12 protein-coding genes are annotated in these 11,342 nt (G+C 34.8%); 3 read left to right on the forward strand and 9 right to left on the reverse strand.

Going from position 1 to position 11,342, the window contains the following annotated elements; genetic code table 11:
* Positions 1–163: 163 nt before the first annotated feature.
* From B4H39_RS01495 to B4H39_RS01530, 8 genes are all read right to left on the reverse strand, one after another.
* Positions 164–730, reverse strand: a complete 567-nt coding sequence (locus B4H39_RS01495; protein WP_251421721.1) for a DNA-3-methyladenine glycosylase I — start codon at positions 728–730, stop codon at positions 164–166.
* A 2-nt stretch (positions 731–732) separates the two neighbouring features.
* On the reverse strand, positions 733–3,027 hold the full coding sequence (gene pcrA / locus B4H39_RS01500; RefSeq protein ID WP_251421718.1) for a DNA helicase PcrA: 2,295 nt from the start codon (positions 3,025–3,027) through the stop codon (positions 733–735).
* A gap of 115 nt (positions 3,028–3,142) precedes the next feature.
* Positions 3,143–3,769, reverse strand: a complete 627-nt coding sequence (locus B4H39_RS01505; RefSeq protein WP_251421715.1) for a sensor histidine kinase — start codon at positions 3,767–3,769, stop codon at positions 3,143–3,145.
* Between the two features lie 664 nt (positions 3,770–4,433).
* Positions 4,434–5,141 (reverse strand): LytR/AlgR family response regulator transcription factor, encoded by a 708-nt coding sequence (locus B4H39_RS01510; protein WP_251421712.1) that lies wholly within the window; start codon positions 5,139–5,141, stop codon positions 4,434–4,436.
* Between the two features lie 164 nt (positions 5,142–5,305).
* The gene (locus tag B4H39_RS01515) at positions 5,306–5,926 is read right to left on the reverse strand and encodes a hypothetical protein (protein WP_251421709.1); all 621 of its coding nucleotides are present in this window, start codon (positions 5,924–5,926) and stop codon (positions 5,306–5,308) included.
* 92 nt (positions 5,927–6,018) lie between these two features.
* Positions 6,019–6,747 (reverse strand): ABC transporter ATP-binding protein, encoded by a 729-nt coding sequence (locus tag B4H39_RS01520; RefSeq protein ID WP_251421705.1) that lies wholly within the window; start codon positions 6,745–6,747, stop codon positions 6,019–6,021.
* Positions 6,748–6,763: 16 nt separating this feature from the next.
* Positions 6,764–7,516 carry an ABC transporter permease gene (locus B4H39_RS01525; RefSeq protein WP_202230405.1) on the reverse strand — a complete coding sequence of 251 codons (753 nt, stop codon included), beginning with the start codon at positions 7,514–7,516 and terminating at the stop codon, positions 6,764–6,766.
* On the reverse strand, positions 7,517–8,455 hold the full coding sequence (locus B4H39_RS01530) for an ABC transporter ATP-binding protein (RefSeq protein WP_251421702.1): 939 nt from the start codon (positions 8,453–8,455) through the stop codon (positions 7,517–7,519).
* A 67-nt stretch (positions 8,456–8,522) separates the two neighbouring features.
* On the opposite strand from B4H39_RS01530, the gene B4H39_RS01535 reads away from it, so the two are divergent.
* The gene (locus B4H39_RS01535) at positions 8,523–8,666 is read left to right on the forward strand and encodes a hypothetical protein (RefSeq protein WP_202230407.1); all 144 of its coding nucleotides are present in this window, start codon (positions 8,523–8,525) and stop codon (positions 8,664–8,666) included.
* 55 nt (positions 8,667–8,721) lie between these two features.
* On the opposite strand, the gene B4H39_RS01540 is transcribed toward B4H39_RS01535, so the two are convergent.
* Positions 8,722–9,057 carry a hypothetical protein gene (locus B4H39_RS01540; protein ID WP_251421699.1) on the reverse strand — a complete coding sequence of 112 codons (336 nt, stop codon included), beginning with the start codon at positions 9,055–9,057 and terminating at the stop codon, positions 8,722–8,724.
* A 605-nt stretch (positions 9,058–9,662) separates the two neighbouring features.
* On the opposite strand from B4H39_RS01540, the gene B4H39_RS01545 reads away from it, so the two are divergent.
* Both B4H39_RS01545 and B4H39_RS01550 read left to right on the forward strand, forming a co-directional pair.
* The gene (locus B4H39_RS01545; protein WP_271328175.1) at positions 9,663–10,529 is read left to right on the forward strand and encodes an ATP-binding cassette domain-containing protein; all 867 of its coding nucleotides are present in this window, start codon (positions 9,663–9,665) and stop codon (positions 10,527–10,529) included.
* Positions 10,530–10,541: 12 nt separating this feature from the next.
* Positions 10,542–11,306, forward strand: a complete 765-nt coding sequence (locus tag B4H39_RS01550; protein WP_251421694.1) for an ABC transporter permease — start codon at positions 10,542–10,544, stop codon at positions 11,304–11,306.
* Positions 11,307–11,342: the final 36 nt, after the last annotated feature.

Here is an 11,342-nt window from a genome sequence, read left to right on the forward strand (position 1 = left end):
TTCATATCCAAGTTTTACCAGATTAGATGCGGTAAAAATATATTTTGAAGCACTCCTTTTTTAGAAAATAGGTCCAGATAAGTCTTCCAAAACTCTTTACAATAAAAAAGCCTGGACTATCCAGACTCTTTATCCTTATTTTTAAATTAACACTTGTAAAAATTTATTGCAGTTCCTTATTACGGAAGCAGTATTCTGCATGGTCATTGATGACGCCAATCGCTTGGAGATAAGCATAGATGATTGTTGGACCGACAAACTTCATGCCGCGCTTCTTCATGTCTTTCGACATGGCTTCTGCCACACCATTAGTTACAGGAACTTGGCTTTCATCTGTAATCTTATGTTGAAGAACTTTACCTTTTGTAAAAGACCAGATGTAGGCATTAAAAGAGCCAAATTCTTTTTGAATATCTAGAACAATCTGTGCATTATTAATCGCAGCAGCAATCTTTAATTTGTTCCGAATGATACCAGAATTTTGCCGTAACTCCTCTTCTTTCTCTTTATCGTAACTAGCAATTTTGCAAATATTAAACTGGTCATAGGCTTCGTAAAAAGTTTCCATCTTATTCAAAATAGTTGACCAAGACAGACCGGCCTGATTCATATCCAAGATAAGTTTCGCAAATAGTTCTTGGTCATCATGAACAGGAACGCCCCAATATGTATCATGGTAGTGAATCATCTTGTCTGATGAGAGGCACCATTTGCAGCGCTTTTTATCCATCTTTACTCCTTCTTCTCTATAGGTGCCATAGCTGCCAAAAGGCGTTTCATCCCAACTTCGGGGAACTTGATTTTCAGCTCCATATTCTTACCTGTACCTGTCACAGATAGAACAATGCCTTCTCCCCATTTGCGATGCACTGCTGTATCACCAATATTCCAGTCTTCTGTTATCACATCTGTCTTTTCTATTGTCCTTGTAGCGCCAGGATTGACCGCTGCTTTACGTTTATAGAGTGCATCGGTCATCGACATCCCTGTACCAAAACGTGTTGTACCATCCGACATTTTATAACTGGCATTAAAGCTTGAATTTACTTTATGTGCAATACCACCATAGTCTAGCAATTCGTCATCAATCTCTAAAATAAAACGACTTGGGCGATTAGAGCTTGTCTTACCATAGAGAACACGCCGTTTAGCATTGGTCAGGTAAAGAAACTCCTCGGCGCGTGTAATACCGACATAAGCAAGACGCCGTTCTTCTTCTAGTTCATCTGGGTCATCATTGACACGCGCTAAAGGAAAGATATTCTCTTCCATACCGATAAGGAAAACCACAGGAAATTCCAAACCTTTTGCAGCATGCAAGGTCATCATCGTTACCGCATTACTTCCTTCCTCATACTCATCAACCTCTGAAAGGAGGCTTACTTCATTGAGAAAGCGACTCAAACGCTCTAAACCACTTTCTTCAATCGGCTCCCCCGTCACCTCATCTAAAGGAACTTCTAACTTTTCATCAAAGTTTTTAGTCACAGATAAAAACTCTTCAATATTCTCAATGCGTGCTTGTGCTTCAAGATTGTTCTGTATACGCAGGAAATTCAGATAACCTGTACGCTCCAACATTTCCTCTACCAGCTCCGTAATCGTTGAAGTTTCGGCATAGTTTCGTAGAAAGTCAAAAATCAAGCCTAGATTATAGATTTCCCCAGAAGCCTTGCCCCGAATATCTGATAAGGTGATATCTAGTGTCGACTCAGCCAGAGATTTTCCTTGCCTATCGGCAAAATTGCGGAGCTTCTCCAAAGCACTTGGCCCTACACCACGTTTAGGCTCATTTACGATACGCTCAAAACTTAGGTTGTCCCGCGGATTGGCAATAACATTCAGATATGCAATAACATCACGAATTTCCTTACGTGAGTAGAATTTTGTCCCTGCAACCATACTGTATGGGATATTTGACTTGAGCAAGGCTTCCTCAATTGTACGTGACTGCGCATTTGTACGATACAGAATAACAAAGTCTGAATATTCACGACATGATTGCACTTGATCATTGATTGTTGAAGCAATAAAGATAGCTTCCTCGCGCTCATCATTTGCTCGATAGTAGAGAATATTTTCGCCAGTATTGTTTTGTGTCCACAGCTTTTTAGGACGACGATTAACATTATTCTTAATGACGTTATTCGCTGCTTGTAGGATTGTTTTTGTTGAACGATAATTTTCCTCGAGGAGAACGACTTTTGCATCTGGATAATCTTTTTCAAAGTCGAGGATATTTTGCATATCGGCCCCACGCCAGCCATAGATGGATTGGTCTGCATCACCAACAACACAAATATTTTTAAACCGTTGTGCCATCAGTTTAACGAGTTGGTATTGTGCATGGTTGGTATCCTGATACTCATCGACATGAATATACTGAAATTTTCCCTGATAATAAGTTAAAACATCCGGATTATTATCAAAAAGACGCAGAGTTTGCATGATTAAATCATCAAAATCCATAGCTTCTGCTTTTCGAAGCTCTGCTTGATAAATTTTATAAACTCTAGCTGTAAGGAGTTCGTAAGGATTACGTGCATTAATTTGGCTTTCATAGGCTTCCGGATCTAATAGAGCATTTTTAGCATTAGAAATCGTACCAAGCAAGGTTTTGGGGTTCCATTCTTTCGGATCCAAATTAGCTTCTTTAAGAATACGTTTCATCAATGTCTTTTGTTCCCCTGGATCTATAATCGTAAAATTACGGCTATAGCCAATATGATCAGCATCACGACGAAGAATGCGTACACACATGGAGTGAAAGGTCGCAATCAAGGTGTCTTGAGCAGCAGCTGTCAATTTAAGAGCACGCTCTCTCATTTCTCGAGCTGCTTTGTTGGTAAAGGTAATAGCCAGGATGTTCCAAGGATTAACCATTTTTTCCTCTATGAGATAAGCGATACGGTGCGTCAACACCCGTGTCTTCCCAGAGCCCGCTCCCGCCATAATCAAAAGCGGTCCCTCTGTCGTCTCTACCGCTTCTGCTTGTTTTTCATTCATTCCGCTTAATAAAGGATTCATTTTTTCTCTCGCTTCAAATCTAGTATTGTTCCTTTAATTATAGCAAAAAACCAAAGAAGCTGCTTTTCATCAATCTATACTAACTAAAAAATAAACTTCCTTCTCATCAGAAATACTAATATTTCAAGTTAAATAAGATAATGCATGCAAAATATTTCGAATCATCATACCAGCTTTCATAAATACCGCCATTTTTTTCAACTAGCTTCGCGATATTTTTTCTACCAATCCCTTCAGTAAATCGCGATTTTCTAGTTATTTCCTCTTCAACTTCAAATGGATTGGACATCTCAATTATCAATCTATTTTTGAAAAAAGTAATCTCTATTTTGACCGTTTTAAGTCTTTCATCTTTCAGGCGACTACAAGCTTGGATAGCATTGTCTAACAGATTACCAAATATGGCAACGAGAATCCCATCATCAATATTCAAACTTTTTGGAATAAAACTCTTCACCTCTAAAAGCACTCCCAATGCTTCTGCCTGTTTATACTTTTCACTCAGTAAGAAATTAAGTGCTTGATGCTCAGTTAAGATATAAGCACTTCGAGAAGACATATTAGACAGTGCTTGTTTTATTGCCCTAATCGTTTCAAATGTTTCCCCGTTTTCAAGCCTATTTAATAAAACAAGTAATTGATTTCGAAGATCGTGCTTTATTGAACGAATCTCTTGTTGAGACTGTTTAACTTGTTCATAAAATTTTATTTCTTGCTCTAATCTTTCCTTTTCAAGACTCATTTTCTCATGGTTTGAATACTGCTTTGATAAGTTTACATAAAGATAAACAACACTCAAATTTACTATCGTTAGCCCAACAAAAAAAAATAAGTATAAGCAAAAAAGAGAACTCTGGAGAATATATCGTTTGTAGCAATAATGTGTGCATTAATAATGTTGAGATAACCGGTATCGATAAGAATGCCAATAACCTTGTAAGATTAAACTTCTGTCCATCATTAACATTACGATAAACAAATTTTTTTAATAAAATAACACTAATTATTTCAATAAGAGTCGTAAGGATAATATTAATTACTACAAACACCTCTTGGTGAGCGTATTTTTCCGCTGAAGCCAATGGGAGCATGAATAGAAATCCCACAAATTCCGCTCCAAGTACTGTTCCCAAAAGAATTATCGACCAAAAAAATGTATGTGAGGCAGAAACTTTATGTCTATATCCTAATAATATATATATTGAGAGAATGAGTAATAACTTCCAAAAGGTAGAAGCCAGATCCTTAATCATTGTGCTCAAAATGAGATGGCATATAAAAAAGACAAATAATAGGATATTGATGCGACTTCTTCCCGTTTTTTCCTCTTGAGTCGAAAAAAAATAATTGACTAAGAATATGCTAATTGCTGACGAAATAATATTTACAATCGTAATTATCATAACTCATGCCTTATGATTCAATTGAAATAAAATTGATTTTCTTGCTTGTAATTTATAGGACTTGCTTATGGGAATATAAATGTTGGACTTGTCGGAAAAATAAAGCAATAAATGGTTATTCCTTATTTCCCGAACATATTGTGCATTCACCCAAAAAGAATTATGAACCCGCACAAGGCTTTCCCCTATTATTACAAGCAACTCTTTAATTGACAGGATTGCGCAATATTTTTCTCTGTCTGTATGAATAAATACACTTCTTTTATTTTTCTCAATATAAGCAATATCACGCAAAGGAATACTGTAGTCTACCTTGTTAAATTTAAAGCTAAATCGTTTATTATCAATATCTAAATACTTTTTTATTCTATTAAGCAAAGAGAAAATCTTATCTTGAGATACGGGTTTTAAAACATAATCAAAGGTATGCAACTTAAAAACTGTCATTGCATACTGCTCAAAACTTGTGAGAAAGACAATCGGAACATCTACATCAAATCTGCGAATTTCCTTAGCAATGAGTAAACCAGATGCTTCTGGAAATTCAATGTCTAAGATATACAAGTCATAACTTTCATCTACTAAATGCTTTATTAATCTTTGAGGTGTATGATATACATCAACAATGGCAGTTGAATCATAATCTTGAATAAGTTGTTCTACTTTATCACAAACAACAAAATCATCATCACAGACAGCTATTCTTAACATGAATGTCTCCTTATATCTTTCTTTATATTCTTCTGTCTATACTCTCCTGTTTATTAAGCACAATTATACCTTATAATCTCTTCTTTGGATAATTTTATGTAGCTGAAGAATATTTGGCAGAGGCTTCTTTAACTTAGGGCTAACTAAGCGACTGACAGATATTTTTATAGAACTTCCTCTTTTTCAATCTTAGCTGCCCATATATTAATCACTGCTAGAGATACGAACGCCAGAAAAACTACCATAGATGAAGTCAAAATTAAGGCTGATGAAAGCAACTGAGCAACCACATTTCCCAGACATACAATCATGAGAAGAACAGAAATTAACGTTATCTGTGTTGATGAAAAATGTATACCAACAACTACTGAAATTAACACGATACTCAAAGTTACTAATGTTGTTACTGCTGTCAACAGTAACAAGAGTAAAGTTGAATTCAAACCATTACTATCAATTCCTTTAAACAGCCCTAATGATACTCCAATCCAGAAAAGAAAGTTAGCCAATAACAGACCAGCAAATTGTGAATAAAGCATTCTATTTACAAAGGCATATATTTTTGCCTTAAATAATACACTTCGTCCATTTGGAAGAGAATAAAGTCTTATCCTAGCCTCTCCTATATAGTTTTTAACAATACTATGATTCATCAATACTGCTCCATAGATTGAAAGAACAGATAAAGTAATTGTGCTTGAAATTGATCCAATACCGACTAAATTTTTCAATACCTCATCAGAGCTTGAAACATCAAATTGTCCGACAAGCGCAAAGAAAATCAAGAACACTATTTGTGTTAAAAACGAAAGAAAAAAAAAAAAAAACAATTCGAGTAGACTTTCCTAACTTAGACTCTTCAAATTTTACGAGGGTTTTATTCATTAGTATCCCCTTGTTTTTTTGATTCTTGATAGAACTGTAATAAATCTCCATCATAATTTTTCTTGATTGTAGCCATATCCACTTTTTCCTGTGTCTTACCTTCCTTCATAAATATTACTGTATGAACTATATCCTGTAGCTCTTTTAAAGAATGGCTCGTAATCAGAACAGTATGAGCCTCTGAAGCATAGTCAACCAAAATTTTTTTCATAAGTACAATCCCATCTACATCTAGTCCATTAAACGGTTCATCTAAAATGATGATATCTGGATGATGTGATAATGCCAGTCCTAAGAGGAGCCTCTGTCTCATACCTAAGGAGAAATTTATAGGTCTTTCATCAGGGTTAACTTCTAATCCCAAATCATGAAGCATCTCCTCAACAGTAATTTCAGGAAAAACTCCGAGATAAAGAAAATGTTCTTGGTAAATGTCCCTAACAGACATTTTTAATACTTCTTGAGGAAATTGCAAAACTAAACCTATTTTTTTCAGAATTTCCTTTCTTGTATAAGATGAATAAGTATTATTAAAAATACTTACATCACCATAATCAGATTTTATAAGTCCCGTTATAATTTTTAAAAGGCTTGTTTTGCCCGCACCATTAGGACCAATAAGCGCACAAATTTCCCCCTTTTCAAATTCCATACTGGCAGAAATAAGAAGCTGTTTTTTTCCAACACTTTTACGAACCTTATTAATCTTTACAGTCGCCATTTTACTAACTGCTCCTTTAATTTCTTTTTTCTAGAACATAGAGTGAAAAACTTACACCTATTAGTCCCCAAATAATGATGACAAGAAGGTTTTCAATTAAGAAAACTCCTTGATTGAAAAGTTGACTCCGAATAAGTTGACTCGCTGGAACAAAAGGTAATTTCTCATACACAATTCCAATCCAAGCTGGAAGTCTATCTGCTGGAAAGAGAATTGGTGAAAAAAGTAAACCACTTATCATAATTATTTGGGTTACCAATCCCACAACGTTTGGTGTAAAAAGATAGGCTATGCAAAAACCGATACTAATCATGCAGATTTGAATGAGTAGGATGATTAATATACTCTTCAAATTTATTTCTGCTCCAAATCCAAATCGGAGCTGGGAGGCAAAATGGCTCATGAATACTCCAGGAAGCGAGGCAATACTCCAAATGAACAAATCTGATATCAATATAAGACCTCTTCTAACAGGTAATGTTCTTTGATATTTTATTACCCCTTCAATTTTAGCTGTATTTATTATCTGAGCTGATAAGACACAACCAACAGCAATAACACCCAAAGTCATAGCACCAGAAGCTAAATAAACTGCCTCAATTTTACTTTTTGGCTCCGTCATTAAGGAGATTCCGAACACAACCCCTAGAGATAGAAAAATTTGGGTCAGGGAAAAAATAATAAACAAATTTTTATGACGAATAATGCTCCATCGTATCAAACCTAAAAATTGTAAACAGAATACTTTTTCTTTTGTCATTCTTTCCATTTACACCTCCTCATAAGAGGATAGTAGCGAAATTGGTGCTAGACTATAACTCACTATTTTATCTTGTTTGTGAAGCTTCATCGCAAAGTTGACCATTTTCTGAATTTCTTCTTTTAACCTTATTTCAATTTTTGATTCCGCATCAATACATCTGAAATCCATCGCACGATTAATATCTTCAAAAATATTATACTTATTTAAAAACAGTGTTAATACCATGCATAAACTTTCTTCTTCATCATAATAATGTGGGGTTCCTTGTCGTACTATCCTCCCCTTTTCCATTAAAATATACCGGTTTGCATAGTTTTCCACCTCTAAAAGATTATGGGAAATAATGATAACAATATGCCCTTCATTAGCCAGTTCCCTCAGATATTCCCAGATAATTTTTCTTCGCACTGGGTCTACATCATTGGTAGGTTCATCAAACAGTAGAACTTCTGATGGATAAACTATAGACATGGCAAACAGGGTTAAACGTTGAAGCCCTCCTGAAAGCTTTTCGCATGGAACATTTGCATAAGGAGTGATTTCTAACTTATGAATCAGCTTATCCACCATCTCCAACTGGTTCTTCCTTCCTCCTCTGATATCAAAAACAGCTCTGATGGCTTGTCGTAATGTCACTCCAGGTAGCGGGGCATAAATTTGTGGCATTAAAGAAACCATTTGTCTGGCTCGATAGGTATCTTGAGACAAGTCAAAGCCTTTCAAGAAAATCTTTCCCTCACTTGGTTTTGTTAATCCAATAATCTGATTTAATAGGGTTGATTTTCCCGCACCATTGTGTCCAATAATAGCAGTTAATTCACCTGCTTTAAAGCTGGTTGTAACTTTATTGTTAGCTACTATTTTCTTTTTACCAAGCTTAAACCTCTTCGTCAGATTTTCAATTTGCAATATATTTTCCTGAAAATCTTTAATGTTATTCTGCATAGCCTCTTCCCTTCAAAACTTACTTTTAAAAAAATAGACGATAAAAGGATAAATCCAAATGTATAGGATGACAACTAAAACAATATATCCCAAAACTTTTAAAGAAATTCTTGATAGCTTGATTTTAAGAGAATCAGTAGGAAGCACTTTAGCAAAAGACGGATTATCAAAAAAACATTGCACTAAAATACTCCCATCACAATTAGTATAAAAGCGAAATTGCCATAACATCCTTAACCATAAAACGGCAAAGACTATTGAAAATATCAATGACTAAAATAATTCACATTAGCCTTATATCTTTCAGATACCTTCTCTTCAAAGGGAAGATTTTTTTCCTCGACAAACCCTTCTTGTTCCAAAATAGATACACCTTTAAGAATATCTCGTTCGGAAAGCTCTGGAAATTTTTGTTGCATTTCCTTTATAATTTTAGGAAAACTTCTTCCATCAAGAAGATTAGCTAGTGCCCATAACTGCCCATTAGGATCTCCAAACTCTGCTGTAATTCCAAGCTGAGCTCCAATCCGAAACTCGCCTTCATTAAGTTGATACAAGGGATAAATAGGTTTGATACGAGGAGAAAAATATTTTTCACTCATGATTGTTTGACATCCTTACTTTAAATACTAACGGAAAGCCTAATGTAGGTTTTTCCATAATAAAAAAACAAACTATCCCCTACTCTTATATCCTTGAATAGGAGATAAATATTGTGAAGCAGTTATTTTTTGACTACTTTTAGAAAATAATCCACCAAGCTGTTGCTTCAACTTTGGTTGCACGACGAACTGTAATTGCCTTCATAATGAACTCTCCTTTCTTTTTTGTAAAATTTCAGTTTCTGATTGCTTAATAGTAGGCTTTCTCGAAACTTTTTTCTACAACAAAATTATATCACTCAATTTTTAATTTAATTTTCCAAGTAACGTTTGGATATTTATATGATTTTTCAAGGTTCTTAGAGTAAAAATATCAAGCTCTTCCTAATTTCATTCTAAAAATACTGAAAAATCTTTCCTATTAATGTATATCCATAGGAAGTCATGCTATAATAAAAACACCCTTTTTTGAAATATATCTTTACATAATTGTAATAATTCTCTCAATCAACAAAATCCCAAAAAATTATGACATTTTTCACAAAGTCTTGTAAATACTGAATGTACATGATAAAATTATTTATAAAATGAAAGAAGGTAATGCAATGACACTAGCAGTCAAAAATTTGAAATTTTCTTATCGTGCCAATAGCGTTTTAGATTTGGCTCCGGTCACTTTTGAACAAGGAAAAATATATGGTATCGTGGGAAAAAACGGTGTAGGAAAAACAACATTCTTCAAGACATTAACCAATATCATAACCAACTACTCAGGTTCTGTTGAAATTGATGGTAATAATGTCAAAGAAAACCCAAAACTACTTGCCTCTGTTGGAATTGTCCTTGATGATATGGAACTCTATAAAAACTATACGGGCCTCTTCAATATGCGATATTTTGGTGGGTTACGTGGTAATTTTGATGAAGAAAGAGCTCTTGCTCTGGCTCAAGAATTAAATATTCATGAAAGTCTCAATGAAAAAGTGGCCTCTTATTCTTTAGGCATGAATAAAAAATTAATCTTACTCATTTCACTCATGAATAATGCTAAAATTTTGATTTTTGATGAGCCATTTCGGGGGTTGGACAAGCCGACTGTCGAGTGGTTTAAAAAATACCTTCTGGGTTTAAAACAAGAGGGACGAATGATTCTTATCTCAAGTCATGTCCAAGAAGATATCGAGACACTCGCTGATGAAGTTTTAGTTCTCGAAAATGGAAAATTTATCGAAAAATTTGACTTGAAAGAAACAAATCAAAGCTATATCTATCGTGTACAGACAGATTCTCCTGGTAAACTGGCGGCTCTTCTTGAAACAGCAGGGATAAAATTTACAAGTCAAGCTGAAAATTGGCTCACTTTTGAAATAACCGAGGAAGTTTACCGTCATCTCTTTAAGCAGGCTGTGGCTCAAGATATCGAATTTTATCAGATTAAAAAAGAAAGTAAGTTCGTTGAACTTATTAAATAGGGGAAAAGATTTATGAATGCTAAAAATATATTTAAAATGGAGATGTATAAAAATATTCAGGATAAGACCTATATGATTATCCTCATCGTATTTATTTCTATAAGTATAATACTTAATTTCTCATGGTTGGCTATAAGCCTGAGTGAAATTCAGTTTCAGGACTTTCCTATCTTAATTACACTTCTCGGTATTACAACTGCCTTTTCCATACTTGCCCTTGCAATATTTGCCCTTATCTATCCTTTTCATCTGCTCAACGTTGACTATAAGAACAAGGTGATGAGCTTGATGATTGCTAGTGGTGTTTCTCGAGTAAAATACTACTTCGTCAAAATTGGAGCAACAATCCTGTCACAGTTAACTGCAATGTTTCTTATCTTGTTGGTTCCTTTTTTCACCTTTTTCATATTTAATCAAGAAATCATCATTAAAATGTTTGAGTCTCTAGATTTGATTGTTCACTCTGCTGACCTCTTCGTCGCCCTTCTTTCTAATGTTTTAAGTCTTATCGCCTTAATGGTAACAATGGCACTTGCTGTCATTCTTACCCGAGGAAAAACCTCTGGTCTTTTTGTCTACATTGGCCTTAGTTTCGCCTCACGTATTGTTCAAGCAACCTTAATCGGCTTCTTCTTAGCCTTACTTTCAACTGACTCTTCTGAAGCCGGTTTAAATCTTATAAGCGGCAACAGTCTTTTCAGTCTCGGCTACTATATAGTAGAAATTTTGGTATTTGCCTCAATCGGTATCTTCTACCTGCGTAAGCAAGACTTATGATTTATTTTTTTATCTTGAATTGTCAAGTTAAGTGCA

Source organism: Lactococcus sp. UBA7128 (assembly GCF_002492185.1).
Classification (GTDB): domain Bacteria; phylum Bacillota; class Bacilli; order Lactobacillales; family Streptococcaceae; genus Lactococcus; species Lactococcus muris.

What these genes read in the sequence shown, in the direction of transcription:
- B4H39_RS01495 (WP_251421721.1), bottom strand. Translation starts at nt 730, where the DNA reads ATGGATAAAAAGCGCTGCAAATGGTGCCTCTCATCAGACAAGATGATT.
- pcrA (WP_251421718.1), bottom strand. Translation starts at nt 3,027, where the DNA reads ATGAATCCTTTATTAAGCGGAATGAATGAAAAACAAGCAGAAGCGGTA.
- B4H39_RS01505 (WP_251421715.1), bottom strand. Translation starts at nt 3,769, where the DNA reads ATGAGTCTTGAAAAGGAAAGATTAGAGCAAGAAATAAAATTTTATGAA.
- B4H39_RS01510 (WP_251421712.1), bottom strand. Translation starts at nt 5,141, where the DNA reads ATGTTAAGAATAGCTGTCTGTGATGATGATTTTGTTGTTTGTGATAAA.
- B4H39_RS01520 (WP_251421705.1), bottom strand. Translation starts at nt 6,747, where the DNA reads ATGGCGACTGTAAAGATTAATAAGGTTCGTAAAAGTGTTGGAAAAAAA.
- B4H39_RS01525 (WP_202230405.1), bottom strand. Translation starts at nt 7,516, where the DNA reads ATGGAAAGAATGACAAAAGAAAAAGTATTCTGTTTACAATTTTTAGGT.
- B4H39_RS01530 (WP_251421702.1), bottom strand. Translation starts at nt 8,455, where the DNA reads ATGCAGAATAACATTAAAGATTTTCAGGAAAATATATTGCAAATTGAA.
- B4H39_RS01535 (WP_202230407.1), top strand. Translation starts at nt 8,523, where the DNA reads ATGACAACTAAAACAATATATCCCAAAACTTTTAAAGAAATTCTTGAT.
- B4H39_RS01540 (WP_251421699.1), bottom strand. Translation starts at nt 9,057, where the DNA reads ATGAGTGAAAAATATTTTTCTCCTCGTATCAAACCTATTTATCCCTTG.
- B4H39_RS01545 (WP_271328175.1), top strand. Translation starts at nt 9,663, where the DNA reads ATGACACTAGCAGTCAAAAATTTGAAATTTTCTTATCGTGCCAATAGC.
- B4H39_RS01550 (WP_251421694.1), top strand. Translation starts at nt 10,542, where the DNA reads ATGAATGCTAAAAATATATTTAAAATGGAGATGTATAAAAATATTCAG.